This is a genomic window from Bacillus cereus group sp. MYBK139-1 (genome assembly GCF_051916915.1).
GTDB classification, from domain to species: Bacteria; Bacillota; Bacilli; order Bacillales; family Bacillaceae_G; genus Bacillus_A; species Bacillus_A pacificus.
The window spans coordinates 289,595-315,154 of sequence record NZ_JBQAHO010000002.1 but is presented as its reverse complement, the minus strand read 5'-3'; the positions used below and the strand labels follow the sequence as shown (position 1 = coordinate 315,154).

Below are 25,560 nucleotides of genomic sequence, written 5' to 3'. Positions count from 1 at the left end.
TCATAATATGGAAACAGAAAGAACAATCCGATATGATAAAAATAACAATATAAAAAAAGGGGCGAACATTATGTCAAATTCTATCGTAATTCAAACAAGTTCTACAGTAATTGAAGACATGAAACAACAATATAAACATTCGCTTAGCCCGAAAACTCCGCAAGGCGGAATCTTCATGGCAAAAGTGCCGTCGTGCACCATTACAGCGTATAAATCCGGAAAAGTAATGTTCCAAGGTGGACGTGCTGAAGCAGAAGCTGCCCGTTGGCAAACTGTCTCCCAAACTCCAAAAACAGCTGTAAAAAAATCTGTCGATTCACACCGTTATGCACCGCCTGCTTCCATCGGTACAATGTCAATCGTAGGGTCAGATGAAGTGGGTACTGGTGATTTCTTCGGACCGATGACAGTAGTTGCTGTATATGTGGATGCAAAGCAAATCCCACTACTAAAAGAGCTTGGTGTAAAAGACTCTAAAAACTTAAATGACGACCAAATTACTGCCATTGCGAAACAACTTCTTCACGTTGTTCCTTACAGCTCTCTCGTCCTTCATAACGAAAAATATAACGAGCTATTTGATAAAGGAAACAACCAAGGTAAGTTAAAAGCTTTACTACACAATAAAGCTATTACAAACTTATTAGCTAAAATTGCACCTACAAAACCTGAAGGCGTCTTAATCGACCAATTTACACAACCTGATACATACTACAAATATTTAGCTAAACAAAAACAGGTACAGCGTGAAAATGTTTATTTCGCGACGAAAGGTGAAAGTGTACATTTAGCAGTAGCCGCTGCTTCCATTTTAGCTCGTTACTCATTCGTAAAACAGTTTGACGAACTAAGTAAAAAAGCTGGTATGCCGCTTCCAAAGGGTGCTGGTAAACAAGTTGATATCGCCGCTGCTAAATTAATTCAAAAGCTTGGTAAAGAGCGATTACCTGAGTTTGTGAAACTGCATTTTGCTAATACAGAGAAGGCGTTTCGCTTATTAAAATAGTATCGACAAAAACAGGAGCCTACAAACTCCTGTTTTTTGTTTCACCCTACTATTGTCCTTATAGTTTTGTTATAATTATAATATACAGATTATTCTAACATAGGAGGAGATTCCCATTGCTACTTCTACAAATGATTCTAAATATTTTACTAGGCGATCCACACGAAAGACAGTTTGAAATTAGAGAAAACATTCAGCTGCTCAGTGAGAAAACAGAGTTCAACGATTTAATAGAGCGTTACGGCCGGTCTTTCTTATTAAACTTGCCGGTCTTTCTTATTAAACTTTCGGATTCGAAGATTTATCGGGAAACACGATGCCCGCTTGTTAATACATAATCCAGCAAAACTGCAACACTTCTGTGAGGAACTTGAATGTATGATTAGAAAAAGGAGGTTTTTCATATGAACGCTGTAAAAGTAAAAAAGGTATTATATGCTTTCGTACACATCGTAGGTCCTCTTTCTTACCTCACTATTTCTACCATTTGGGGAGCTTTTTTCACTACTAAATCTACATTTCAAAATATATCTGATAATCTTGGCGTGATGGCAATCTATTACGTGTTCATGAGCTTACTGTGGTTTTTCTATTTAGATCGATTAGACAAAGATGTGGATAACATTACAAAAGAAATTAACGATAAGAAGATGTAATATATAAAAAAGGAGAGTCGCCAAGACCCTCCTTTTTTATGTTAGCTTCGTTTTTGCTTCTTATTTGATGAAGGTACTTTATGAGAACCTGTTTCATGTGTCGTCGTTCCTTGTCCTTCTACTTCTGGAGAACCTAGGCCCGATCTTGAATGATCTTTTTTCACTTTTTTACTCATTTATATTCACCCCTTCGCGTTACTTTTTGCTACGGGAGAATAAACTATACAAAATAAAAAGCGAGAGGAAATCCTCTCGCTTTTTTCATATTTTAGAATTCAGAAGAACCTGGAGTTCTTGGGAATGGAATTACGTCACGGATGTTAGCCATGCCAGTGATGTACATTAGGAAGCGCTCGAAACCTAGACCGAATCCAGCGTGTTTTGTACCGCCGTATTTTCTAAGTTCTAAGTACCACCAGTAGTCCTCTTCGTTCATACCTAATTCTTTAATTCTGTCTACTAAAACGTCCATTCTTTCTTCACGTTGACTTCCGCCGATTAATTCGCCGATGCCAGGAACTAGAAGGTCAGTAGCAGCCACTGTTTTACCGTCGTCATTTAAGCGCATGTAGAATGCTTTAATGTCTTTCGGATAGTCAGTTACGAATACAGGGCGTTTGAAGATTTCTTCTGATAAGTATCTTTCGTGCTCTGTTTGTAAGTCAATTCCCCATTCTACTGGGTATTTGAAGTCAGCACCTGATTCTTGAAGTACTTTAATTGCTTCTGTATAAGTGATACGACCGAAGTCAGAGTTGATTACGTTGTTCATGCGCTCTAGAACTGTTTTATCAACGAAGCTGTTGAAGAATTCCATTTCTTCTGGTGCATGCTCTAATACGTATTTCATTGCATATTTCAGCATATCTTCTGTAAGGTTCATTACGTCACCTAGTTCAGCGAATGCAATCTCAGGCTCAACCATCCAGAACTCAGCAGCGTGACGAGTTGTGTTTGAGTTTTCTGCACGGAATGTAGGTCCGAATGTGTATACATCACGGAATGCTAATGCATAAGCTTCAGCGTTCAGCTGTCCACTTACTGTTAAGTTTGTTTCTTTGCCGAAGAAGTCTTTTGATTCATCAACTTGTCCGTCTTCACCTTTTGGAACGTTGTTTAAATCTTGCGTTGTTACGCGGAACATTTCGCCAGCACCTTCTGTATCACTACCAGTGATGATAGGTGTATGAACATGTACGAATCCACGCTCTTGGAAGAATTGGTGAATCGCAAACGCTGCGATAGAACGTACGCGAAACGTTGCAGAGAATGCATTTGTTCTTGGACGTAAGTGAGCGATTGTACGTAAGTATTCAAACGTATGACGTTTCTTTTGAAGTGGGTAATCAGAATCTGATAAGCCCTCGATATCGATTTTTTCTGCTTTAATTTCAAATGGTTGTTTCGCTCCAGGCGTTGCAATTACTTTACCTTCCACTTTAACTGAAGAGCTAAGTGGAAGTTTTGCAATTTCTTTGAAGTTATCTAATTCTGTATCGAAAACGATTTGAACGCTTTTGAAGAAGCTACCGTCGTTTAATTCGATGAAACCAAATGCTTTTGAATCACGTAAGTTACGAATCCACCCTGATACTTGTACTGTTTGACCTGCGTATTTATCTGTATCTCTATACAGACTTTTTACTAATGTGTTTTCCATAGTGAAATTCTCCTTTGCTGATATATTTAAATACAAAAAAACCTTTCATCCATAAAGGGACGAAAGGTTAAACTTCGCGGTACCACCCAATTTGTCATAAAGACCAACTTTAACTCGTATGTAATACATACTTCCCGGTTTGTAACAGGCCGGATTCCCGTCTAAGTCTACTCTTGAATACAAGATTCAATTTCGGTTAGCAACTCCAAGGTGTTCTTCACATATACCTCCTCATCAGGCTTTCACCGTCCCTGACTCGCTTTGGATTATAGTATATACTACTTTTCCTTATCATCGTCTTTCATTTTGTTAAACTAAAATTAATGTACTACATTCGAGAGAAAGATGCAAGATGTCGGAAAACATATCAGTATTTTTCTTTTTTTAACAACATATATTTAAACGATTTCCATGAGAAACTAATTCTCTACCGTATTATTCTAATTCACTTTTAATAATTCTTTCATCTTCATTTCTGTATCTTCCTCTGTACGTGGCTGATAAATTGTAAGCTTTAATTCAGGTGCATCATAAACCTGGAGTGTAACATGATCCATAACTAACGTTCCTACGGCAGGATGTAAAAGTACTTTCCGACCAATAGGTGTTCCTTGCACTTCATGATTTGACCACCACATACGAAATTCACTACTTCTTTCCGTAAGTTCCTCAATCACATTTTTAAACCACTCGTCCCCAATAAATTGTGTATATGTAGCGCGGAACTGTGCAATTAAACGCTGTGCATGATTTTCCCAGTTTTCAAATAGTTTACGGTATTCTTTTGATGTAAAACAACGCCACACCGCATTTCGATTTCTCTCATCCATTTCACCAAAATCACCAAATACAACGCTGGCAGCCTTATTCCAATGAACAATGTTAAGTTTTTCATCAATTACATAAGCAGGACAAAATTGTAATTGATCTAGTAATCCCTCTAAAACTCCATTTATATGTCCAGCAATCGGCTTCCTTATTTGAGAAGATAGTGAAAGATTTGCCAATAAAATCAAATGATTTCTTTCTTCTCCCTCCAACCGAAATACACGAGAAATTGACTCTATAACTTCTTGAGAAACTTGGATATCACGCCCTTGTTCTAACCATGTATACCATGTCAATCCAATTCCCGCTAATTGTGCAACTTCTTCTCGTCTTAATCCTTTTGTTTTTCTTCGCTGACCAATTGGTAAATTAAATTGCTCAGGAGTCAACCTAGCGCGGCGGCTTTTCAAAAAATCTGCTAGTTCCTTCCTTCTATCTACATCGCTTAACATATAATATTCCCCTTTATTAGTGGTAGTTTTTATACCAGTATAAATACACTCCTATTTTCATTATAAACCTACCTTTATCTTAATAAGTAAAGGAGGTGAATTTTATGATAATAAAAAATATAGAAACACATTCTTTTGAACTAACACAGCGATTTGTTTTATTTATGGCGGTAATATGTGGTTTTACAGTAGCAAACGTGTATATAAATCAAACTCTTTTAGTAAGTGTAGCCCATACTTTTCATGTTTCAGAAACTAGAATCGGTATTGTCGCTACTGTAACCCAAGTCGGATATGCACTAGGAAATCTCTTCATAGTTCCTTTAGGGGATATACTTGAGAGAAAAAAATTAATTTTAATTTTATTGTCTCTCATTTGTATTAACTTAGCTTTAGCCGCTTTCTCAACAGATATGACTTGGCTAATTGGAGCTAATTTTATTCTTGGATTTGTTACAATCATTCCCCAGATTGTAATCCCTTTCGTCTCTCAATACGCCACTGATCGAAATAGGGGTCAAATTTTAGGCAATGTATCTATCGGTCTAGTTTGCGGCATTTTAGGAGCTCGATTAATTAGCGGATTCATTGATATTCACTTCGGATGGCGAACTGTTTATGGGATTTTTTTCATAAGTACTTTCATTCTTATGTTATTAGTGAAAATATATTTCCCTAAAGGAGATAAGCCTCATCACATGCAATATAAAAAGCTTCTCTTTTCTTTCATCCCACTCTTGTTGCAAGAGAAAATGTTACGAAAAGCTTGTTTAAGTCAAGGGATGGTATTTGGAGCTTTCAGTGTTTTTTGGACTACACTTATTTTCTTATTAACCACACGTCCTTATCATTACGGAAGCTCTACTGTTGGATTAATCGGTTTAGTAGGAATAGCAGGAGCATTTGCAACACCTATTATTGGACGCATTATAGATAAAAAAGGAGCCATATTTGCGAACGCTTTATGTACGTCTATTTCATTTTTTTCTTTTTTACTATTTTTATTTTCAGGGTACTGGTTACCAGGACTTATTGTAGGGGCTCTTTTACTTACAGCTGGCACTCAAGCAAATCAAGTAGCTTGTCAAGCACACCTTTTCCAATTAAATCCTGAGAAACGAAGTAGTTTGAACGGCATATACATGGTCGCAACATTTCTCGGTGGGTCTATAGGCTCATACTTCGGGCTACTCGTCTGGAGCAAATGGCAGTGGACCGGAGTATGCATTCTTGGAATTTCCATGATAAGTATTACACTAATCTCATTTATAAAGGTGCCTCACTATACTAGAAAGGAAGATGTATGTAATGAAAAATCCTAGTGTGAATTATGAAAAAGGAATGAAAATTTTAGCAAAAATCGCTCCTGAACATTACCAAAAGATCGTAAATAACCTTGCAGATTCTGTTGCACCTGATTTAGGAACATTAGCTGTAGAATTTAACTACGGTCAAATTTTTGCCAGACCAGGTCTCGACTTGAAATCCCGATTACTTGCGACCGTTGCTGGATTAACAGCTTTAGGCAATACTGAACAACTGAAATTTTATATAAACGGAGCTTTAAACGTCGGATGGACAGAAGAAGAAATCATTGAAGTAATGATGCAGATGATTATATATGCCGGATTTCCTGTAGCATTAAATACCATTTTAACGGTTGCTACCGAAGTTTTTACAGAAATAAAAACAGGCACAATGTAATTAAAAATAAAAAAGGTTGAGTATCCATTAAAGGGTACTCAACCTTTTTATTTAAAAATTACTTACGTAACTCCGCACCAAATTTCTCTTCTACCGCTGTTAATACACGGTTATGTGCTTCTGTTACTTCTTCGTCTGTTAACGTACGTTCTGGATCGAAGTAAGTCATAGAGAATGCAAGTGACTTCTTGCCTTCTTCCATTTTTTCACCTTCGTATAAGTCAAATAGTGTTACGTCTTTCAGAAGTTCTCCACCAGCTTCAGCAATAACTTGCTTCATTTCGCCAGCTTTTGTTTCTTTCGTTACAACAACAGCCATATCACGTGTCATGGATGGGAAACGTGGAATCGCTGAGTAGTAAGTTTCTTCTGCGTCTGCACCGAATACTTTTACAAGAGATAGTTCAAATACGAATGTATTTTTCACATCTAATTGTTTTTCTGCTTCTGGGTGCAATTGACCGATGAAACCAATTACTTCGCCATCTAATACGATGTCAGCCGTACGACCTGGGTGCATACCTTCACGTTTTGCTGGTGCATATGTGATTTGGTTTGAAACACCAAGTATGTCGAATAGTCCTTCTAGTACACCTTTCATAACGAAGAAGTCTACTACTTTTTTCTCACCTTGCCATGCATGGTGAAGAGCAAGACCTGTCATAACACCTGCAAGATGTTGTTCTTCTTTCGGAAGTTCTCCTTCTTCTGTCGGTAAGAAGATAGAACCTACTTCGTATAAAGCAACACTGTCGTTTTTACGAGCGACATTGTATGAAACTGCTTCTAACAATTGTGGTACTAAGCTTAAACGAAGTTGGCTACGTTCTTCACTCATTGGAAGTGCAAGAGCTACAGGCGCTTTTTCGTTTGGCTCAACCATATATTGTTTCGCTTTGTCAGTGCTTGTTAATGAATACGTGATTGCTTCATATAAACCAGCACCTTCTAAGAAGCGACGTACTTTACGACGTTTCGTTTGTGCTGATGTTAATTTACCACGAGTCATTGTTCCAGAAGGTAATGTAACTGGAATGTGGTCATAACCGTATAGACGGCCCACTTCTTCTACTAAGTCTTCTGAAATTGTAATATCAGGACGACGTGCTGGTACATTCACGTGGAATGTTCCTTCTACTTCTGTGAATGGGAATTTTAAGTTTGTGAACATTGTACCCATTTCACTTGCAGAAATATTTGTACCTAATACACGGTTTACTTTTTCAGCAGTAACAGATACTGTACGCTCTTGTACTTGTAAGTTATCAGCTTCTACTACACCTTCAAGTGCTTCACCGCCAGCGTATTTCGCCATTAAAGCAGCTGCGTGTTGAATTGCTTCAAATGTACGTGTTGGGTCGATTCCTTTTTCGAAACGCGCACTTGATTCACTGCGAAGACCTAAGTCTTTTGATGTACGGCGCACTGTTTGACCCGCAAAGTATGCAGACTCAATTAGAACGTTTACTGTCTCATTTGTAACTTCAGAATCCGCTCCGCCCATTACACCAGCAACAGCTAAAGCTTTTGTTCCGTTTGTAATGACAAGGTGGTGGCTTTGTAATGTACGCTCTTGATCATCTAACGTTTCAATTTTTTCGCCTTCTTTTGCAAGACGAACAACGATTTCTTTTGAACCTAATTTATCGTAATCGAATGCATGTAACGGTTGACCGTATTCCATTAAAATGTAGTTTGTAATATCAACTACGTTGCTAATTGGACGAATGCCAGCTGCCATAAGGCGAGTTTGCATCCACATTGGTGACGGACCAATTTTTACGTTCTTTACCATTTTTGCAATGTATAATGGGTTTTCTTCTTTCGCTTCTACACTTACAGAAATGTAATCAGCAGTTTTTTCTGCTGTTTCTTGTAAGTCGATAGCTGGAAGTTTTACTTCACGGCCATAAATAGCAGCTACTTCATATGCAACACCTAACATGTTTAAGCAATCTGCACGGTTTGGTGTTAAACCAAGCTCAAGTACTTCATCATGTAAGTTTAAAATTTCAAGTGCATCTGCACCAACTTCAGCGTCACTTGGGAAGATGAAGATACCATCTGCATATTCTTTTGAAACTAACTTTCCATCAATGCCAAGCTCTTGAAGAGCACAAACCATACCGTGAGAAGCTTCACCACGTAGTTTTGCTTTTTTGATTTTGAAATTACCAGGAAGTACAGCGCCAACTTTTGCAACTGGTACTTTTAAACCTTTTGCAATGTTAGCAGCACCACAAATAATTTGAACCGGTTCTTCTTCACCGATATCGATTAAGCATTTGCTTAACTTATCAGCTTCTGGGTGTTTTTCACATTCTAATACGTGACCAACTACAACACCTTTTACACCTTTATTTAATACTTCAACGCCTTCTACTTCAATACCACTTTTCGTGATTTTGTCTGCTAGTTCTTGTGCCGTTACATCTTTAATATCTACATACTCTTGTAACCAACGATATGATACGAACATACTTATCCTCTCCTTCCCTTACGCTCGTTTGAATTGTTGTAAGAAACGTACATCATTTGTATAGAAATGACGAATGTCATCTACGCCGTATTTCAACATTGCGATACGCTCTGCGCCCATACCGAATGCGAAACCTTGATATTCTTTTGAATCATAACCAGCCATTTCAAGTACGTTCGGGTGAACCATACCTGCGCCTAAAATTTCAATCCAACCAGTTCCTTTACAAGTGCCGCAACCTTTGCCGTGACACATCATACAAGAAATATCCATCTCTACAGATGGCTCTGTGAATGGGAAGAAACTTGGACGAAGACGGATTTCACGATCTTCACCGAACATCTTTTTCACGAATACTTGCAGTGTACCTTTTAAGTCACTCATACGAATATTTTTATCAATTACAAGACCTTCAATTTGCATGAACTGATGTGAATGAGTCGCATCATCGTCATCGCGGCGATACACTTTACCAGGACAAATAATTTTAATTGGGCCTTTTTCTTTATTATTTTCCATCGTACGTGCTTGCACAGAAGATGTATGTGTACGTAGTAACGTTTCTTCTGTAATGTAGAATGTATCTTGCATATCACGTGCTGGGTGATCTTTCGGTAAGTTTAATGCTTCGAAGTTGTAGTAGTCTTTTTCTACTTCTGTTCCTTCCGCTACTTCATAACCCATACCGATGAATACATCTTCAATTTGTTCAACAACAGCTGTTAACGGGTGGTGACAACCTGTTTCAACAGGACGACCTGGCAATGTAACATCAATTGTTTCAGTTGCTAATTTCGCTTCAATTACTGCTTTTTCTAAGTTGCTGATTTTGTCGTCTAGACGCGTTTGAATCGCTTCACGTACTTCATTTACTAATGCTCCCATACGTGGACGCTCTTCTGCTGATAATTTTCCCATGCCGCGTAATACTTCTGTAATTGGACCTTTTTTTCCTAAATACGCTACGCGTACGTCGTTTAAGCCTTTTAGCTCTTTCGCTTCTTCAATAAGCTCTAACGCTTTTTGCTTTAGCTCTTTTAAACGTGCTTCCATTTGGAACCCTCCTAATTTTAAAAATAAAAAAACCTCGCTCCCCAAAAGGGACGAGGTAAATTCGCGGTACCACCCTAAATTGACAGAACATGTCTGCCCACTCATTAGTTATAACGATCAATTCTGACCGGAACGCCTTTACATATACATGGTCCTGGCGTCAACTCCAGAGGTGAATTCACTTCCGTCTACCATAAGAATGCTTTCAGTCTACGGCATTCTCTCCCTATATGGCGATTTTGTAAGCTACTCTTCTCTATCAACGTTTTTCGTTATTTAACTTTTAATATAATGTACTTCAACTTATTATAAGAAGTTTTTTATTTGTTCGCAACCGGGCTTTGCAAATAATACGTTAAAATCCCTGCTGCAACTGCAACATTTAATGATTCTGCCCCGCCGTAAATCGGAATATACAAGTTTTGATCCGTTTTCGCAAGAATTTCTTGACGTACGCCGTTTCCTTCATTTCCTACAATTAATGCAAAACTACCAGCTGGTGTTACTTCCCCGTACGGAACTCCATTTTCAAGAGCTGTTCCATATACAGGAACGTTATTTTCTTTTAACTTGTCTACCCATTCTTCTAAGTTCCCTTTTACAATTGGTAAGTGGAAAATAGAGCCTTGTGTAGAACGGAGTACTTTACTATTATAAACATCAACACAACCTTCTCCAAGCACAACGGCATGAATGCCAGCTGCATCAGCTGTACGAATAATCGTCCCTAAGTTACCTGGGTCTTGCAGGCCATCTAGTAAAAGAAACTTTCCATCAGCAAGAGCTACTTCTTTCTCATGCTTTTCACAGACAGCAAATACACCTTGCGTCGTCTCTGTTTCACGAAGTACTTTTACGATTGCTTCCGGTACGATATACATTTCTACATCATTAACTGTCCAATCTTTCGGAAGGTCTGTCTGATCTGAAACGATAAGTTCTGTTACAACTCCTGCTTTTAAAGCTTCCTCCACTAAGTGGAATCCTTCTACAAAAAATAAACCTTTTTTATCGCGCTCTTTTTTCGTTTGCAGCTTTTTCCACTGCTTCACACGCGGATTTTGTACTGAATCAATGTTTTTCATAATATGTATTTCCCTCTCTTCTTGTCTTATCATTATAGCCTATTTTTCATACATATTTACATAAAAAAGAACAAAAACTAACGTCAGTTTCAATTCTGAAGAAGAGGTGAAAACAATGAGTTTTAATTTACGCGGTGCTGTATTAGCAAATGTATCTGGTAATACACAAGACCAATTACAAGAAACAATTGTCGATGCAATTCAAAGCGGTGAAGAAAAAATGCTTCCAGGTCTTGGTGTTTTATTTGAAGTCATTTGGAAAAACGCCGATGAAAATGAAAAGCACGAAATGTTAGAAACACTAGAACAAGGATTAAAAAAATAAGCAATTTGAAAATCACCTTTGCATAAGCTAAGGTGATTTTTTTGCGAAAAAATTTTTTTCTTCTCCTAAACATTTCTACTTTACTAACGAACTATGATGGAGTACAATGTTCAAAATACATTTAAACCGATCGATTTTTCTTCATATACACCATTAGATAAAGTGAAACTTTAATTAGTGGGGAGGGGTGTTCATCCCCACTAATTATTAGTTGAACCAATCGGGCTTTTACGGGCAGTTGATTCCTCACCTAACTTCCTCGTATTCGCTGAATTTTGAATTAGGAATCTTACTGCCCGTTAAAGCGGGATAAAAGGAGTGAATGTTTTATGCACCGTATTACGCTTGAACAAATTTTTAAACACCATATTACACAAAAATACGTAAATCGTTCTGGGATGGTCCATGCGATCGCTGTCGCTTACCATGCGTTCCACTTAGCTAAAAAGCATCACGCCTCAGTCGATGCTGCTACAAAGGCTGGTTTCCTTCATGATATCGGACATCATACGTGGTACACAGGCGGCGAATGGGACTATGATTTATATAAAAAGAATGATATACACGCAATTAAAGGAGCAGAAAGAGCTCATAAATTGCTTATTAGATTAGGAGAGCACCCTAAACTAGCAAAAGAAATTTCTATCGCCATTCTTCTTCATACAGATTCTTTCTTAGTGGAACAAGAAATTGAAAGAACGTCTCTTCAAAATATTATTAAATGGGCAGACGAAGCAGATGAAGAACCAGGCGGAGCGCATCATTATCGAACAATTTCTTATGAAAAAGCACTAAAAGCAATTCAACAGTTAGACCGATTGGTAGAGCGTGAATTACAAATAGAGCAATCAAAATCGAATAACAAAGCCGAACATAGTTATCAATAAGAAAGAGGCATCACTATAGGGTGATACCTCTTTTATTATTTTATGGAAAATACACCTTTATATGTAATATTTAAATATTACACCCGATAACAAGACAGTTTATAATTAAATATACAAATATAAAGAGGTGATTTTACAAATGCAACCCGCTACACAACTTTCTAATGAACCGAAATACTCTATGTCATGGGGACAATTTATTAGCTCCGTTTTATTCGCTTTTTTCGGAACCGGACTTATTACTGTGTTCCTCGCAATGCCATTAACAATTTATACAGCTGGTCTCACAAATAAAAAACAAATTGCCCTGTATGAATCTATTGCCAATACCGCAAGTACCGTATTACAACTAGCCGTATTGTTATTCTTCATTTTTAAATTCGAACCCGCAAAAAAATTACTACTAAAATCTTTTAACTTTAAAGCACTGAAAGAATGGCGCACATACGTATATTTACTTCTTTTCTTCGTTATAAACATCGTACTCAATTACATACTGTTAAATTATGTGTTCCAAGACGCAACGAAGCAGCAATCTTCCGCACTAAGCTTAGACGTCTTTAAGCAATATCAAATATTATTGCTTCTCAGCTTCGCCATACTCACACCCATTTTTGAAGAACTTATTTTCCGTGGTTTTATACTTCGCTTCTTCTCAGAACGTTTTCCATTTTGGATCGCAGCCATCGTAACAGGTTTCTTCTTCGGTATCGCTCATACATACTCACTTGGGGTTATGGTAATTACTTTCTTCATGGGATTATTAATGGCTATTTTATGTAAAAAAACAAAATCCATTATTCCAGCTATGTTATTTCATATTATGAATAATATGTTGGCGTTCTTGAGTTAAAAAGAGGTATCATCGCGATACCTCTTTTATCATAACTTCAAACTCTTCTTCCGTTTACACAGAACATCAATGTAAAATTACTACGGTCTGTAAATATTAGCCTCAAAATATCATTTTTATTACAATGATGACTTTTTTGTATAAATATCCTATAATTTTTATATATAATTATAAAGTATAAAAGGATAGGTGATTCACTATTATACAAGCCAAGCAACTAACTTACCCACAAAAACATCCTATGTCACTCTCACAATTTCTATTTTCGCTCGTTTTCGCGATTTGGGGAACAGGATTTCTAGCTGACCTCTTTATAGGTCTTCCTACCGTTATTTATACAGACGGTTTAACCGATCCAAAACAAATTGCTTTAGCAAAATCACTTACTACTTTTGGAAGACATTTATTTGTATTGTGTATTTTGTTAATTTTAATTTATGCATATAAACCGTTAAGAAATTTAATTGTCCCAACACTAAACTTTACAGCATTAAAAAAAATAAGCACATACATCTATATAATCCTTTTTTACGGACTACATATCGTTAATGATATATTTATAATTAATAATATTTTTCCTGATGCGGTAAAAGAACAGTCATCCGCTTTAGACCTAGAAATGTTAAAACAATACAAACTGTTATTGCTTATAGGTGGCGCTATACTTGTACCTATTTTTGAAGAACTTATAGTTCGCGGTATTATTCTTCACTTCCTACAACAGCGCGTCTCCTTTTGGATTGCAGCGCTTGGGTCTAGCTTCCTCTTCGGAATAGGTCATATATACTCAACTGGTGTGATGTTTAGTATGTTCATCATGGGTCTATTTATGGCCATTTTATGTAAAAAAACAAAATCCATTATTCCAGCTATATTACTTCATATTTTGAATAATATGTTAGCCTTTTTAGGATAAAGAGAGGTATCATCACGATACCTCTCTTTACTCTTTTATCACAACTTCAAACTCTTCTTCCGTTAATACTTTTCGATAATTCGTTTTCTGTCCTCCCTCTTCACCAGAAGTTAGGACAGGTGTCAGTACAATTTTCGTTACACTGTCCTCTAGTTTTTCAAATCTCCAATAACTATTTTTTGATAATGTAAGGCCAGAATCTAGTTTTAACTCTTTACCATCTTGATCCTTCCCGATAAATGTTACATCTACCTTTGTTCCATTCAACATCTTATAGTTCAACTTTGTAGATATAGGAGACACTTTTAAATTTTCCACTTCTATTTTTTGACCATTTTCTAATTTAAAATGCTTATGAATTGGAATTGTTTTCGTTTCAGCTTTTAATTTATCTCCAGATGCTTTGAAGGAAAAGCCCCATTCTCCTTTCCATGTTGAATTCCCCTCTTTTAAAGAGATATCCCTATATACAACTTGTATATCACATTCTCCACGAATTTCTAGAGGACTCATTTCATCATCTTTTAAATCTACATTTGAGAAAAATGTATATGTGTATTCATTTATTTTTTTGTCTCCGCCACTCCCGCTGCCATTTAACAGTTTTCCATTTATATAAATATCAGGGCTAGGATAAGCTTCCTCTAAATTGACCCGACTAGACTTAAACGTACTATTAACAATAATCTGTCCCTCATCTATCATCACTTCGTCTAATCGTACTTCTACACCGTTATCATAAACCGTTTGTCCTATTGTTGTTTTATATTCTTTTAAAGGTTCTCCTCTACTGTTCACATAGTCTTCCATTTTACTTCCGATTAACGGTATATCTGCAATCATCCTTCTCATATCTACAGTCATCATCATAATAAATAATGCCGCGGCCGTTGTTACAATAGCTACATTCCGTTTCGTATGGGCTTTGTTCTTGTTTATTTTTTTGTGAATTCGCTTTTTTATTTTCTTTTTCTCTACGTGCGTTAAGTTAATCTCTTCATATTCATTCTCATCCATTTTTATATCATTTAACATTTCATATGGATCTTTCATTTCCTTCACCTCTTTTCTTATTTATTTCATCCGGTTATGTAAAAATAATGCCCTTAACTTCTTTCGACCTCTTGATAGACGATTGTATATAAAAGAAGTTTTCACCCCCATTTTCTCCGCAATATCTTCTACACTATTCTCTTCCACGTAATGCTTCATAAAGATTTCTTTATCGTTCTTCTTTAAATGATTTAATATATGTTCCATATCATTACTAATCTCTTTTTTAGTAGTATCGGTATGTACCGCTATTTCATCTATTTGATCTATTCCTTTTTCATTTACTGTCTTCGTATATTTTCTCGCATAATCGATAGATTTATATTTTGTAATAGCTGCAATCCAATTTTTTAGCGTATTTTTCTCTTCATCATACTTTTCAATATGATTCCAAATTGCCAATAACACATCATCCATACATTCCTCTTGCACATCTTCAAACGAAGCTAAATGCTTCTGAATAATACTTTTTATAAGTCCGCCGTATTGGTCAATAATAAAATATAATGCTTTTTCATTCCTTTTCCTTAGCTGATTTACAACATTTTCTTCTGTAATTTTCATACGTCTCCTCCCCTCTCTCATGCTCTACATCTATTAATTCGTATCGGTACTACTCATTTCTATCAATTTATACATATTTATTAATAATATCCAAAATAAACCTCATATAGTAAAATATAACTGATTACACAGAAGGAGATTATATATGTTGAGCTTACTTTGGGTTGTTTATATGCCACTTCTTGTTTTATGTGGATTCTTCGGTGGTATTTTTTTAATTGTTACTAGCGTGAAACACCGTAAATTATTTGTCGGTTTAATGGGGCTACTTAGCTTTTCCTTTGTCACACTACCTTTTGTTTTTTGGGGCATGGGAGTGGAGAGTAATACAATCATCCCTATTTCAACTACTTTATATTGGGTACTGTTTTCTTTAACCGGATTATTAGCTGGATTAAGTGGATTACAAGCAAAGATTAAAAGTATCCGTAATATGGGATTCATTATTTTTATCGCTGGTATATTAGGGGTTATTTTCTGGTTGCTCATGTCTGTAGGTGATTCATTCTATATATAACATTTTTTGAAACCCAAAAATCGGAGGTAATACAGAAGTGTTCGAAATATTAACTTGGATGATTTTAGCTCTTACTTTCATGTTATGCGAATTCATCGTCGGCATTTTTTTAATTATTGCTGGCATGAAATATCGTAAATTACTTACTATTATAGCTGGTTTCATTAGCATATTACTTATCGTTGTTCCTATCTTTTGTATAGGTTCTGGAATAGATTTAGAGGGGATGGTTCCAATTTCGGGAACTTTATATTGGTGCTTCTTCTCTTTAGCTGGACTATTAGCTATTATAAGCGGCAGACACATATCGAGTATTCGTTCTATGGGGACGATTTTGTTTATAGCAGGGCTTTGCTCCGTAGCTGGTTATCAGCTTTTATATGTAACTGCATAAACAACACAAAAAAAGCAGGGAAATTAATTCCCTGCTTTTCTATTTGGTTTATTGCCTGATTGCAAGAAGAACGATAACACCCATGCAACACCTGCTAATATTGTTGCAATTAAGAATGCATCGTTAATACCGTTAATTGCAGATAGCTTTGAAATTTGTCCATATAATAGTTGTGTACTCATCGCATCTCCTGCTTGCGCTGATCCAGCTAAGGCCGCTAAGCTTTGCCCCATGCCATGTACTTTATCAACTAAAATTGGGTTTGACGTTGTTAACATGTTACCGTAATCTGCTACGTGAGCAGTTGTTTGTTGCGTCATAAGTGTGATTAAAATCGCTGTTCCGATTGAACCAGCTACTTGCCTTGATGTATTTTGCGTTGCTGTACCGTGAGAAATTAATTTCATCGGCAGTGCATTCATACCAGCTGTCATAATTGGCATCATAATGAATGACATACCAATTGAACGTATAATATAGTCCGTCATAATCACGCTATATGGTGTATCCATTGATAACTTGGTAAATTCATATGTCGCAAACGTTGTAATAGCTAATCCAACAATCGCTAACGGACGAATTCCATATTTATCAAATAGTTTACCTGCAATAGGTCCCATGATTCCCATAATTAATGAACCTGGAAGTAATAATAAACCTGATTCAATTGGTGTGAAGCCACGAATGTTTTGCAGATATACTGGAAGTAATAACATACCTCCGAATAATGCCATCGTAACGATTGCGTTAATTAATAAAGTGAAAGTAAATACTGGATATTTAAATACTTGTAAATCAAGCATTTTATTGTCTGTTGTCAACTCTCTCCAAATAAATAACGCTAAACCAATTACACCGATAACAAGTGAAATAACAACTTCGGCACTAGTCCAACTATTATTTCCAGCTTCACTAAATCCGTACAGCAAGCTTCCTAGTCCAATACTTGAACTAATAACACCAAATACATCTAATTTCGTTTTAGATACTGGCTGAGCTAGTGTAAAGAATTTTAAAGATAGGAAGGTAATAATTAAACCGATAATAAACATCGCATAGAACATTAAGTTCCAGCTGTAGTTTTCAATTACCCAACCTGTTACAGTTGGTCCGATAGCTGGAGCTAAAATCATCGCTACACCTAGTAATCCCATCGCTGCTCCGCGCTTATGAGGTGGGAATAATGTCATGAAGATATTCATACCAACCGGCATTAAAATACCTGCACCGACCGCTTGAATAATACGACCTGTCATCATCATTGTAAAGTTTCCTGATGTAGCACAAATGATAGATCCTACAGTAAAGAATAACATTGCTGCTACGAATAATTTACGATACGTAAATCGTGAAACTAAAAAGGCACTAATCGGTACTAAAATACCATTTACAAGCATGAATCCTGTAATTAACCATTGTGCTGTTGAAGTTGATACGTTAAATTCATTCATTAACGGTGGCAATGCAACGTTAATAATTGTTTGGTTTAAAATAGAAACGAACATACCGAGAATTAATACTGTTACAACTGCTTTTACATTTACATTCTCTATAGGCATAGACGTTTGTTTTTTCGGCATTTCTTTTTCTTGTTTTACTTCTTCTTGCTTGCTTGTTTCTAACTCAACTACATTAGAAGTTTCCGGTTCTTGCTTGTGTTCAATTTCTTTCTCTTCTGTTTCAACTTTACTTACTTCTATTTTTCTTACGGCTGGGACTTGTTCTTCTCCCACGTTCGTTTTTTTCTTTCGTAAAAGACGATTTACAAGGAAGAAGACGATTATACAAAATAGTGCATATCCTGCAATTGCAATTGAGGACATCTCATCTCCCCCTTACTTATGAATACGAACTGACACATTCATTCCAGGAACAATATTTACTGATTTACTATGATCTAAAGAAATTTTAACTGGTACAACTTGCTTTACTTTCGTATAGTTCGCTGTTGCGTTACTTGATGGTAACATTGAGAATGTGTTCGCTGTTGTTAAGCCAACTTGTTCTACTTTTCCTGTTAACGTTGTATCTGGGTATGCATCTACATATACATCTACTGTTTGGCCTTTTTGAACATCATCAATTACTGTTTCTTCAATATTTGCTGTTACCCATAAATTGTTCATATCAAATGCATAAGCAATCGGGCTACCTGCTCCAACGAAAGCATTTGTTGTTGCGTTTGATTGTACAACTGTTGCGTTTTGTGGAATTGTTACATCTACTGTTTGTTCTCCATTCGCTGCTGCTACAGTAACAGCACCTAATTTATCGTTCTCATTGTAGTTCTTACCTACTTCAGCTTTCCAGTCAGTTAGTTTACCTGCTACTGGTGAGGCAATCGGAATTACCTTTCCGTCAACCTTTGCATTGTCTGTTTTTAAGTAATTTTCCGTTTGGTTGTAATAGTAATAAGCGCCAATACCGCCGCCAACTAGTACAATTAATGTGATAATGTTGATAATTACCATTCTTCGAAACTGATTCATTGCATTCCTCTCCTTATATCGCATATAATTTTTTTCTAAACTATTTATGTCCTTATTGTTTAGATTGCTTAATTGTTAATTATATTAACTTTTAAACAAAAAAATCACACCATCTGCGGTGTAAATCGAAATTTATCTACCTGCGAGCGGTGCTGATTTCTGAAGGACTATCGTTTATAATTATAAATAATTATTTTAAATCTACAACCGACAATTTACGTATGAAATGTCGTTTAAACAACAATATAATGCTGATATGTTGTTTAAGTAAAGAAAATTAAACGAGGGGAAATAAAAATGTCTATTAAAAATACAAATGATCCACGTGTAAAACGGACGAGACAACTCATACAGGATGCTTTTGTCGCTTTAGTAGGCGAAAAAGGGTTTGAAAATGTAACTGTTCAACATATTGCAGAACGTGCTCCTGTAAATCGTGCTACGTTTTATAGCCATTATCACGATAAATATGACTTATTAGACAAAAGCATTGAAGAAATGTTAGAGAAGTTAACAGAAGTCATTAAACCGAAAAATAGAAATAAAGAAGATTTTCAACTTACATTTGATTCACCACATCCAAGTTTTTTGGCCTTGTTCGAACATATTGCAGAAAATGCGAACTTCTATAACGTTATGCTTGGTGATAAAGCTGCCGGAAATTATACGTATAAAATGATGAAAGCAATTCAAACACATTTAACATTAAGCCTCTCTATTTCACAACCTAACGATGAAAAACTAATGGTTCCACGTGATATTCTCATTAGTTACGTTACTGGTGCCCACCTTGGGATGATTATGTCATGGCTAAAAAAAGGAATGATATATACCCCACATTTTATGGCTATGCAATTAACTCGTTTAATCATTTTAGGGGCTCATACTGCAGCTGGATTAGAACGGCCTTTTTAAAACATAAAAAAGCGAAGGAGAGGCTCCTTCGCTTTTTCTATTAATTAAATGTAATGTTATGTACTGCCTCTTTATCAAGACGTTTAATAACTTCTACAATTAACTTCACTGCATTTTCATAGTCATCACGGTGTAACATTGCCGCATGAGAATGAATGTAACGCGTTGCAATCGTAATGGCCATAGACGGAATACCATTTACAGCAATATGAATTGCACCTGCATCCGTTCCGCCGCCCGCTACTGAATCATATTGGTATGGAATTTGTAATTCATCAGCAACATCAACTACAAAGTCACGTAAACCTGTATGACCAATAACAGAAGCATCATATAAAATAATCTGTGGTCCATCACCCATTTTACTTTGCGCTTCTTTTGACGTTACACCAGGTGTATCGCCAGCGATACCAACATCTACTGCGAACGCGATATCTGGTTTAATATAGTTTGCAGATGTTTTTGCACCACGAAGACCGACTTCTTCTTGTACAGTCCCTACGCCGTATACAACGTTTGGATGCTTTTCATCTTTTAATTGTTTTAATACGTCAATTGCAATTGCACAACCAATTCGATTATCCCATGCTTTTGCAAGTAACATTTTTTCATTCTTCATTACTTGGAATTCAAAGTAAGGTACAACTTGATCTCCTGGTCGTACGCCCCACTCCATTGCTTCTTCTTGGCTAGAAGCACCAATATCGATGAACATGTCTTTAATTTCAACTGGCTTTTTACGCGCTTCTGGAGGTAAGATATGAGGTGGTTTTGAACCGATAACACCTGTCACATCTCCTTTACGCGTTACAATTGTTACGCGCTGTGCAAGCATAACTTGTGACCACCAGCCACCAACTGTTTGGAAACGAAGGAAACCTTTATCATCAATTTGTGTAATCATAAAGCCAACTTCATCTAAATGACCTGCAACCATAATTTTCGGGCCGTTTTCTTCCCCTACTTTTTTCGCAACTAAACTTCCTAAATTATCAGTAGAAAGTTCGTCCGCAAACGGCTCAATATATTTCTTCATTACTTCACGTGGTTCACGCTCGTTACCCGCAATACCACGTGCATCTGTTAATTCTTTTAGCATTGTCAATGTCTCGTCTAATTTTGTCATTGCCAACACCCTCCTTTTTCTTCAGTCACTTCATTATACAAAAGGAAATTGAAATATTCAAAAATTAACTTAGTATCCTTGTGTTTGACGCTGATGATTTACTTCGTTTTTATCTAAATATGCCTTTTCAATCTCTTCTTGTTCAAACTCAAGTGCTTGTCCAAGTCGAAGGTAGCTTGTAAATAATTCAATATAGTTCGTAATAGACGGTTGATCTGTAAAACGAATCACCTTCGCATATGTGTCTAAGAAAATTTCTACTTGTGTTTTATTCGTCTGTGCACACTTATAGAATAAGAAGTTTTTATCAATACCTAAATCAATTCCGATTGATAAAATAAAATGCAAACCATCTACGTATTCTTCTAATATTACTTCACGTTCTGATGCTGGTTTGTTGCTCCAATATTTAAAACAACGTGTTTCATTTGCAAGTTCTCCAATTTCTACAAGAAGAGCTAACATTTTCTCTTTTAACAATTTTTTCGGCTGTAAGTCATGTTCTTTCGCAATACGGTCATCTAATTCCTTTTGTAATTTAAATAGTTGTAGTAAGTCCACTCTATTGTCCTCCTCCAACATCGCATTTTACGCAACAATGTTGTTTCATTTCAAAGTTCATTATTATTTTTCGTTTCTTATTAATAAGTAAGCCATTTACCTCTTTACAAAATAGCTTGTCCTTAATTTACAAATACGTTTCAATCATCACGATTAGATTGTTCACTCCGATTGGTGATAGGTAATCATTATCTGTGTATTGTCCACTAATGAAAATGTTATTTTATCTGATGAAAGTTCCATATCATCTTTCCATTATAGCAGTGTCGTTTCAGGTAGGAAAGATACTCTTCTTTCCAGAGGGTGATAATTAAAAGAAGCCAGGAGGATTCTCCTGACTTCATATGTATATTCTTCTATATTGCTATAGCTTTTATATGGGTTTTGTCATATCGATAACGACATCTCTCTCTTTGTATACAAACAAAAAACCTTAGAAGAAAAATCTTCTAAGGTTTCAACTAATTAATTAGTTAATGTTGTTTTTTGCAACTGTTGCTAATTCAGCGAAAGCTTTTTCGTCATGAACAGCTAAGTCAGCAAGCATCTTGCGGTTAACTTCGATGCCAGCATTTTTAAGACCGTGCATTAAGCGGCTGTAAGAAAGACCATTCATACGAGCTGCTGCGTTGATACGTGTAATCCATAATTTACGGAAGTCACGTTTCTTTTGACGGCGGTCACGGAATGCATACATTAGAGATTTCATAACCTGTTGGTTAGCAACCTTGAATAATGTATTTTTTGAACCGTAGTAACCTTTTGCTAATTTAATTACTTTTTTACGACGTTGACGAGTAACTGTACCACCTTTTACTCTTGGCATAATATTACCTCCTAATTGTTCTATATATCAGCCGAACTTATTTTAAGTTGTCAAGCATTTGACGAATGCGTTTGAAGTCACCAGCGCTTACTACACCAGCTTTACGTAGTTTACGTTTAGCTTTTGTAGATTTGTTAGCGAATAAATGGCTTGTGTAAGCGTGAGAACGTTTCAGTTTACCTGATCCAGTCTTTTTGAAACGCTTTGCAGCGCCGCGATGAGTTTTTTGTTTAGGCATAGGTATTTCCTCCTCTATCTATTACTTATCGTTTTTCGGTGCTAAAACTAAGAACATACTGCGTCCTTCCATTTTAGGCTTAGATTCGATTGTACTAACTTCAGCACAAGCTTCTGAGAAGCGATCTAAAACACGTTGACCGATTTCTTTATGAGTAATGGCACGTCCTTTAAAGCGAATTGACGCTTTAACCTTGTCGCCTTTCTCTAAAAACTTGATAGCATTACGAAGTTTTGTGTTAAAGTCGTGTTCATCAATTGTTGGACTTAAACGAACTTCTTTCATGCTAATTACTTTTTGATTTTTGCGCTGTTCTTTTTCTTTCTTCTGTTGCTCAAAGCGGAATTTACCGTAGTCCATAATGCGGCATACTGGCGGTTTCGCATTTGGAGCAACTAATACTAAATCAAGATTAAGATTTGCAGCTAAGTCTAAAGCGTCATTACGAGACTTGATTCCAAGTTGATCGCCATTTGCGCCAACTAAACGTACTTCACGTGCACGAATTTGCTCGTTAATCATCATATCCTTGCTAATAGTAAGCCACCTCCAAGGTTTTCTCAGAACATAGTTTGTAGTCATAGAACCCGACAAAAAAAGTGCGGGCATACGACACCCACACTTGTAAAATCTTAAGTAAGAAATACATTTACCTGTAAACTGCGAATGCGTCCATCAGGTGAGAAGCGGGTGCTTCTACTTGTTCCACAAAACAATATTCTATTATCCTTGATGAGTTTATCATAGGACATGACGTCTGTCAAGAAGACGCGATGTGTTTTACTAACAACAAGAAATATTGTAACAAACAACTAACATACTTGCAATACTTTTTTACGATAAGTGTTACATGGTTTTTTTTTCTAATTTCCCTTACTCATATTACATAGAAAAGCCGCGGTATACCGCGGCTTTTTCTTATCGTTTTCCTTCTACTTTAATCATATCAACAAAAGCATCTAATGCGATTGTTTCTGATTTTTGTTCACCGTATTTACGTACGTTTACGCCGTTTTCAGTTACTTCATTGTCACCTACTACAAGCATGTACGGAATTTTTTGCATTTGTGCTTCACGGATTTTGTAACCAATTTTCTCTTCACGAGTATCTAATTCAACACGGATACCAGCACGGCGTAATTCATCTTGTACTTTCTTCGCATAGTCTAAATGTACTTGCGGAGAAACTGGAATTACTTGTGCTTGAACTGGAGCTAACCAAGTTGGGAATGCACCTTTGTATTCTTCAATTAAGAAGGCTACGAAACGTTCCATAGTTGATACAACGCCACGGTGAATTACAACTGGACGGTGTTGTTTACCATCTTCACCAACGTAAGCTAATTCAAAGCGTTCTGGAAGTAAGAAGTCTAATTGTACAGTTGAAAGTGTTTCGTCTTTTCCAAGAGCAGTACGAACTTGAACGTCAAGTTTTGGACCGTAGAATGCCGCTTCCCCTTCAGCTTCATAGTAATCAAGACCCATTTCATCCATAGCTTCTTTTAACATACCTTGTGCCTTTTCCCACATCTCATCATCAGCATAGTACTTTTTAGTATCTGCTGGGTCGCGATACGATAGACGGAATGAGTAGTTCTCTAAACCGAAATCTTTGTACACTTCTAGCGTTAAGTTTACAACACGTTTTAACTCTTCTTTAATTTGATCTGGGCGTACGAAAATGTGCGCATCGTTTAAAGTCATTCCGCGTACACGTTGTAATCCAGATAACGCACCTGACATTTCATAGCGGTGCATTGTTCCAAGTTCCGCAATACGGATTGGTAATTCACGGTAGCTGTGAATATCGTTTTTATAAACCATCATGTGGTGAGGGCAGTTCATTGGACGAAGAACTAACTCTTCATTATCCATTTCCATTGATGGGAACATGCCATCACGGTAGTGGTTCCAGTGACCAGAAGTTTCATAAAGCTCTCTGCTTCCTAGTACTGGAGTGTATACGTGATCATAGCCTAAGCTTGCTTCTTTATCAACGATGTAACGCTCGATAATGCGGCGGATTGTTGCACCCTTTGGTAACCAAAGTGGTAAACCTTGTCCTACTTTTTGGCTATTAGTAAATAGTTTTAATTCTTTACCTAATTTACGGTGATCTCGCTCTTTCGCTTCTTCAAGCATACGTAAGTGCTCATCTAATTCTGCTTTCTTAACAAATGCAGTACCGTAAATACGTTGTAGCATTTTATTATTGCTATCGCCGCGCCAGTAAGCACCCGCAACGCTTAATAATTTAAATACTTTAATTTTCCCTGTAGATGGAAGGTGAACACCACGGCAAAGGTCGAAGAATTCGCCTTGCTCATAGATTGAAATAACTGCATCTTCTGGAAGATCGTTAATTAAATCTAATTTTAACTCATCGCCGATTTCTTCAAAACGACGAATTGCTTCTGCACGTGGTACTTCATGACGAACGATTTCTAAGTTCTCGTTCACAATCTTTTGCATTTCTTTTTCGATTTTCTTGAAGTCTTCAACTGTAATTGCTTCTTCCATATCAATATCGTAGTAGAAGCCATTTTCAATTACTGGACCAATGCCAAGCTCAACCTTAACATCTTTATATAAACGTTTTAACGCTTGTGCTAAAAGGTGAGCTGTTGAGTGGCGTAAAATATATAAGCCATCTTCAGAATCTAATGTAATGATAGAAACTGCACCATCTTCTTCGATTGGTGTAACAAGATCGATCATCTCATCATTTAATTTTCCAGCCACAGCTTTTTTCTTTAAGCCTGGGCTAATAGAAGCTGCGATTTCTTCAGTTGTTACGCCTTTTGGAAACTCCTTCACAGCTCCATCAGGGAAAGTAATTTTAACTACATCTGCCATCACTGGTCACTCCTCTTTTTCTCAAAATAAAAAACACTCATCCCGTAAAAAGGGACGAGTGTTGAATTCGTGGTTCCACCCTTGTTCCAATTAACATAATTGTTAATTGCTCAAGTT

At 36.5% G+C, this 25,560-nt stretch carries 27 protein-coding genes, 1 pseudogene and 4 other annotated features (1 of these 32 running past the window's edge); of the genes and pseudogenes, 12 read left to right on the top strand and 16 right to left on the bottom strand.

The genetic code is table 11. The features are described 5' to 3' along the window. The first annotated feature begins 70 nt into the window (after nt 1–70). The 3 genes and pseudogenes from rnhC to ACTFRS_RS12740 all read left to right on the top strand — a co-directional run bounded on the left by rnhC (nt 71) and on the right by ACTFRS_RS12740 (nt 1,662). Entirely contained in the window at nt 71–1,006 is a 936-nt protein-coding gene (gene rnhC / locus ACTFRS_RS12750) for a ribonuclease HIII (protein WP_139866474.1), read from the top strand. Between the two features lie 116 nt (nt 1,007–1,122). Further along, a pseudogene (locus ACTFRS_RS12745) lies at nt 1,123–1,414 on the top strand (hypothetical protein). Then, nucleotides 1,411–1,662 (top strand): hypothetical protein, encoded by a 252-nt coding sequence (locus tag ACTFRS_RS12740; protein WP_139866472.1) that lies wholly within the window; start codon nt 1,411–1,413, stop codon nt 1,660–1,662. The pseudogene ACTFRS_RS12745 and the gene ACTFRS_RS12740 overlap by 4 nt, the downstream one beginning before the upstream one ends. A 41-nt stretch (nt 1,663–1,703) precedes the next feature. Here ACTFRS_RS12740 and ACTFRS_RS12735 read toward each other — a convergent pair whose 3' ends face one another. The 3 genes from ACTFRS_RS12735 to ACTFRS_RS12725 all read right to left on the bottom strand — a co-directional run bounded on the left by ACTFRS_RS12735 (nt 1,704) and on the right by ACTFRS_RS12725 (nt 4,602). Continuing rightward, a complete protein-coding gene (locus ACTFRS_RS12735; protein ID WP_000039588.1) occupies nt 1,704–1,838 on the bottom strand; it encodes a YuzL family protein in 135 nt (44 codons plus the stop codon). A 92-nt stretch (nt 1,839–1,930) separates the two neighbouring features. Next, nucleotides 1,931–3,322, bottom strand: coding sequence for an asparagine--tRNA ligase (gene asnS / locus ACTFRS_RS12730; RefSeq protein WP_000432163.1), 1,392 nt, complete (start codon nt 3,320–3,322; stop codon nt 1,931–1,933). 52 nt (nt 3,323–3,374) lie between these two features. Then, nucleotides 3,375–3,626 (bottom strand) — a binding site (T-box leader). Nucleotides 3,627–3,762: 136 nt separating this feature from the next. Next, nucleotides 3,763–4,602, bottom strand: a complete 840-nt coding sequence (locus tag ACTFRS_RS12725) for a helix-turn-helix transcriptional regulator (RefSeq protein WP_139866471.1) — start codon at nt 4,600–4,602, stop codon at nt 3,763–3,765. Between the two features lie 104 nt (nt 4,603–4,706). On the opposite strand from ACTFRS_RS12725, the gene ACTFRS_RS12720 reads away from it, so the two are divergent. Both ACTFRS_RS12720 and ACTFRS_RS12715 read left to right on the top strand, forming a co-directional pair. Continuing rightward, nucleotides 4,707–5,924, top strand: coding sequence for an MFS transporter (locus ACTFRS_RS12720; protein WP_139866470.1), 1,218 nt, complete (start codon nt 4,707–4,709; stop codon nt 5,922–5,924). After that, nucleotides 5,911–6,306 (top strand): carboxymuconolactone decarboxylase family protein, encoded by a 396-nt coding sequence (locus tag ACTFRS_RS12715; RefSeq protein WP_016718635.1) that lies wholly within the window; start codon nt 5,911–5,913, stop codon nt 6,304–6,306. Before ACTFRS_RS12720 ends, ACTFRS_RS12715 begins: the two co-directional genes overlap by 14 nt. 58 nt (nt 6,307–6,364) lie before the next feature. On the opposite strand, the gene pheT is transcribed toward ACTFRS_RS12715, so the two are convergent. The 3 genes from pheT to ACTFRS_RS12700 form a co-directional block, all read right to left on the bottom strand. Beyond that, nucleotides 6,365–8,785, bottom strand: coding sequence for a phenylalanine--tRNA ligase subunit beta (gene pheT, locus ACTFRS_RS12710; RefSeq protein WP_139866469.1), 2,421 nt, complete (start codon nt 8,783–8,785; stop codon nt 6,365–6,367). An 18-nt stretch (nt 8,786–8,803) separates the two neighbouring features. Further along, nucleotides 8,804–9,838 (bottom strand): phenylalanine--tRNA ligase subunit alpha, encoded by a 1,035-nt coding sequence (pheS, locus tag ACTFRS_RS12705; protein ID WP_000388219.1) that lies wholly within the window; start codon nt 9,836–9,838, stop codon nt 8,804–8,806. A gap of 43 nt (nt 9,839–9,881) precedes the next feature. Beyond that, nucleotides 9,882–10,110: a binding site (T-box leader), on the bottom strand. 48 nt (nt 10,111–10,158) lie between these two features. Next, a complete protein-coding gene (locus ACTFRS_RS12700) occupies nt 10,159–10,956 on the bottom strand; it encodes a TrmH family RNA methyltransferase (RefSeq protein WP_041184144.1) in 798 nt (265 codons plus the stop codon). A gap of 82 nt (nt 10,957–11,038) precedes the next feature. Between ACTFRS_RS12700 and sspI the strand changes: the two genes are divergently transcribed. The 4 genes from sspI (at nt 11,039) to ACTFRS_RS12680 (ending at nt 13,904) form a co-directional block, all read left to right on the top strand. Then, the gene (gene sspI / locus ACTFRS_RS12695) at nt 11,039–11,248 is read left to right on the top strand and encodes a small acid-soluble spore protein SspI (RefSeq protein WP_000009513.1); all 210 of its coding nucleotides are present in this window, start codon (nt 11,039–11,041) and stop codon (nt 11,246–11,248) included. A gap of 329 nt (nt 11,249–11,577) precedes the next feature. Beyond that, nucleotides 11,578–12,135 (top strand): HD domain-containing protein, encoded by a 558-nt coding sequence (locus ACTFRS_RS12690; RefSeq protein WP_000554788.1) that lies wholly within the window; start codon nt 11,578–11,580, stop codon nt 12,133–12,135. Between the two features lie 139 nt (nt 12,136–12,274). Further along, nucleotides 12,275–12,988, top strand: coding sequence for a lysostaphin resistance A-like protein (locus tag ACTFRS_RS12685; protein ID WP_440024888.1), 714 nt, complete (start codon nt 12,275–12,277; stop codon nt 12,986–12,988). 241 nt (nt 12,989–13,229) lie between these two features. Then, nucleotides 13,230–13,904 (top strand): CPBP family intramembrane glutamic endopeptidase, encoded by a 675-nt coding sequence (locus tag ACTFRS_RS12680; RefSeq protein WP_139866467.1) that lies wholly within the window; start codon nt 13,230–13,232, stop codon nt 13,902–13,904. A 27-nt stretch (nt 13,905–13,931) separates the two neighbouring features. On the opposite strand, the gene ACTFRS_RS12675 is transcribed toward ACTFRS_RS12680, so the two are convergent. Beyond that, on the bottom strand, nt 13,932–14,957 hold the full coding sequence (locus ACTFRS_RS12675; protein WP_139866466.1) for a DUF4179 domain-containing protein: 1,026 nt from the start codon (nt 14,955–14,957) through the stop codon (nt 13,932–13,934). Nucleotides 14,958–14,978: 21 nt separating this feature from the next. Then, on the bottom strand, nt 14,979–15,521 hold the full coding sequence (locus ACTFRS_RS12670) for a sigma-70 family RNA polymerase sigma factor (RefSeq protein WP_139866465.1): 543 nt from the start codon (nt 15,519–15,521) through the stop codon (nt 14,979–14,981). Between the two features lie 145 nt (nt 15,522–15,666). Here ACTFRS_RS12670 and ACTFRS_RS12665 point away from each other — a divergent pair, with 145 nt between their 5' ends. Beyond that, nucleotides 15,667–16,038 carry a DNA-binding protein gene (locus ACTFRS_RS12665; protein WP_431084507.1) on the top strand — a complete coding sequence of 124 codons (372 nt, stop codon included), beginning with the start codon at nt 15,667–15,669 and terminating at the stop codon, nt 16,036–16,038. Between the two features lie 37 nt (nt 16,039–16,075). Beyond that, nucleotides 16,076–16,432: an ammonia permease gene (locus ACTFRS_RS12660; RefSeq protein WP_139866463.1), complete on the top strand. Its 357-nt coding sequence runs from the start codon at nt 16,076–16,078 to the stop codon at nt 16,430–16,432. Nucleotides 16,433–16,455: 23 nt separating this feature from the next. On the opposite strand, the gene ACTFRS_RS12655 is transcribed toward ACTFRS_RS12660, so the two are convergent. Together ACTFRS_RS12655 and ACTFRS_RS12650 are read right to left on the bottom strand one after the other, a co-directional pair. Further along, entirely contained in the window at nt 16,456–18,255 is a 1,800-nt protein-coding gene (locus ACTFRS_RS12655) for a DHA2 family efflux MFS transporter permease subunit (RefSeq protein WP_139866462.1), read from the bottom strand. 12 nt (nt 18,256–18,267) lie between these two features. Then, nucleotides 18,268–18,921 carry an HlyD family secretion protein gene (locus tag ACTFRS_RS12650; protein WP_139866461.1) on the bottom strand — a complete coding sequence of 218 codons (654 nt, stop codon included), beginning with the start codon at nt 18,919–18,921 and terminating at the stop codon, nt 18,268–18,270. Between the two features lie 297 nt (nt 18,922–19,218). On the opposite strand from ACTFRS_RS12650, the gene ACTFRS_RS12645 reads away from it, so the two are divergent. Continuing rightward, entirely contained in the window at nt 19,219–19,836 is a 618-nt protein-coding gene (locus ACTFRS_RS12645) for a TetR/AcrR family transcriptional regulator (protein WP_087954137.1), read from the top strand. Between the two features lie 40 nt (nt 19,837–19,876). Here the strand turns inward: ACTFRS_RS12645 and ACTFRS_RS12640 are convergent, their stop codons facing one another. From ACTFRS_RS12640 to thrS, 6 genes are all read right to left on the bottom strand, one after another. Continuing rightward, nucleotides 19,877–20,962, bottom strand: coding sequence for a M42 family metallopeptidase (locus tag ACTFRS_RS12640; protein WP_000163568.1), 1,086 nt, complete (start codon nt 20,960–20,962; stop codon nt 19,877–19,879). 69 nt (nt 20,963–21,031) lie between these two features. Continuing rightward, nucleotides 21,032–21,523, bottom strand: a complete 492-nt coding sequence (locus tag ACTFRS_RS12635) for a dUTP diphosphatase (RefSeq protein WP_000365050.1) — start codon at nt 21,521–21,523, stop codon at nt 21,032–21,034. 469 nt (nt 21,524–21,992) lie between these two features. Further along, a complete protein-coding gene (gene rplT, locus ACTFRS_RS12630) occupies nt 21,993–22,349 on the bottom strand; it encodes a 50S ribosomal protein L20 (protein ID WP_001138362.1) in 357 nt (118 codons plus the stop codon). Nucleotides 22,350–22,386: 37 nt separating this feature from the next. Next, nucleotides 22,387–22,587 carry a 50S ribosomal protein L35 gene (gene rpmI, locus ACTFRS_RS12625; RefSeq protein ID WP_001125945.1) on the bottom strand — a complete coding sequence of 67 codons (201 nt, stop codon included), beginning with the start codon at nt 22,585–22,587 and terminating at the stop codon, nt 22,387–22,389. 21 nt (nt 22,588–22,608) lie between these two features. Further along, nucleotides 22,609–23,112: a translation initiation factor IF-3 gene (gene infC, locus ACTFRS_RS12620; RefSeq protein WP_000973214.1), complete on the bottom strand. Its 504-nt coding sequence runs from the start codon at nt 23,110–23,112 to the stop codon at nt 22,609–22,611. 62 nt (nt 23,113–23,174) lie between these two features. Next, nucleotides 23,175–23,295, bottom strand: a sequence feature (ribosomal protein L20 leader region). 210 nt (nt 23,296–23,505) lie between these two features. Then, on the bottom strand, nt 23,506–25,443 hold the full coding sequence (gene thrS / locus ACTFRS_RS12615; RefSeq protein WP_000786081.1) for a threonine--tRNA ligase: 1,938 nt from the start codon (nt 25,441–25,443) through the stop codon (nt 23,506–23,508). A 47-nt stretch (nt 25,444–25,490) separates the two neighbouring features. Next, nucleotides 25,491–25,560: a binding site (T-box leader), on the bottom strand; it runs 159 nt beyond the window's last position.

Excerpts from the sequence above, each read along its gene's own strand:
- ACTFRS_RS12715 (WP_016718635.1), top strand. The coding sequence starts at position 5,911 with ATGAAAAATCCTAGTGTGAATTATGAAAAAGGAATGAAAATTTTAGCA.
- rnhC (WP_139866474.1), top strand. The coding sequence starts at position 71 with ATGTCAAATTCTATCGTAATTCAAACAAGTTCTACAGTAATTGAAGAC.
- ACTFRS_RS12700 (WP_041184144.1), bottom strand. The coding sequence starts at position 10,956 with ATGATAAGACAAGAAGAGAGGGAAATACATATTATGAAAAACATTGAT.
- asnS (WP_000432163.1), bottom strand. The coding sequence starts at position 3,322 with ATGGAAAACACATTAGTAAAAAGTCTGTATAGAGATACAGATAAATAC.
- ACTFRS_RS12720 (WP_139866470.1), top strand. The coding sequence starts at position 4,707 with ATGATAATAAAAAATATAGAAACACATTCTTTTGAACTAACACAGCGA.
- ACTFRS_RS12670 (WP_139866465.1), bottom strand. The coding sequence starts at position 15,521 with ATGAAAATTACAGAAGAAAATGTTGTAAATCAGCTAAGGAAAAGGAAT.
- ACTFRS_RS12650 (WP_139866461.1), bottom strand. The coding sequence starts at position 18,921 with ATGAATCAGTTTCGAAGAATGGTAATTATCAACATTATCACATTAATT.
- ACTFRS_RS12645 (WP_087954137.1), top strand. The coding sequence starts at position 19,219 with ATGTCTATTAAAAATACAAATGATCCACGTGTAAAACGGACGAGACAA.
- rpmI (WP_001125945.1), bottom strand. The coding sequence starts at position 22,587 with ATGCCTAAACAAAAAACTCATCGCGGCGCTGCAAAGCGTTTCAAAAAG.
- sspI (WP_000009513.1), top strand. The coding sequence starts at position 11,039 with ATGAGTTTTAATTTACGCGGTGCTGTATTAGCAAATGTATCTGGTAAT.
- ACTFRS_RS12735 (WP_000039588.1), bottom strand. The coding sequence starts at position 1,838 with ATGAGTAAAAAAGTGAAAAAAGATCATTCAAGATCGGGCCTAGGTTCT.
- ACTFRS_RS12665 (WP_431084507.1), top strand. The coding sequence starts at position 15,667 with ATGTTGAGCTTACTTTGGGTTGTTTATATGCCACTTCTTGTTTTATGT.
- infC (WP_000973214.1), bottom strand. The coding sequence starts at position 23,112 with ATGATGATTAACGAGCAAATTCGTGCACGTGAAGTACGTTTAGTTGGC.
- ACTFRS_RS12690 (WP_000554788.1), top strand. The coding sequence starts at position 11,578 with ATGCACCGTATTACGCTTGAACAAATTTTTAAACACCATATTACACAA.
- pheS (WP_000388219.1), bottom strand. The coding sequence starts at position 9,838 with ATGGAAGCACGTTTAAAAGAGCTAAAGCAAAAAGCGTTAGAGCTTATT.
- ACTFRS_RS12640 (WP_000163568.1), bottom strand. The coding sequence starts at position 20,962 with ATGACAAAATTAGACGAGACATTGACAATGCTAAAAGAATTAACAGAT.
- ACTFRS_RS12680 (WP_139866467.1), top strand. The coding sequence starts at position 13,230 with ATGTCACTCTCACAATTTCTATTTTCGCTCGTTTTCGCGATTTGGGGA.
- ACTFRS_RS12675 (WP_139866466.1), bottom strand. The coding sequence starts at position 14,957 with ATGAAAGATCCATATGAAATGTTAAATGATATAAAAATGGATGAGAAT.
- pheT (WP_139866469.1), bottom strand. The coding sequence starts at position 8,785 with ATGTTCGTATCATATCGTTGGTTACAAGAGTATGTAGATATTAAAGAT.
- ACTFRS_RS12740 (WP_139866472.1), top strand. The coding sequence starts at position 1,411 with ATGAACGCTGTAAAAGTAAAAAAGGTATTATATGCTTTCGTACACATC.
- ACTFRS_RS12685 (WP_440024888.1), top strand. The coding sequence starts at position 12,275 with ATGCAACCCGCTACACAACTTTCTAATGAACCGAAATACTCTATGTCA.
- rplT (WP_001138362.1), bottom strand. The coding sequence starts at position 22,349 with ATGCCAAGAGTAAAAGGTGGTACAGTTACTCGTCAACGTCGTAAAAAA.
- ACTFRS_RS12655 (WP_139866462.1), bottom strand. The coding sequence starts at position 18,255 with ATGTCCTCAATTGCAATTGCAGGATATGCACTATTTTGTATAATCGTC.
- ACTFRS_RS12725 (WP_139866471.1), bottom strand. The coding sequence starts at position 4,602 with ATGTTAAGCGATGTAGATAGAAGGAAGGAACTAGCAGATTTTTTGAAA.
- thrS (WP_000786081.1), bottom strand. The coding sequence starts at position 25,443 with ATGGCAGATGTAGTTAAAATTACTTTCCCTGATGGAGCTGTGAAGGAG.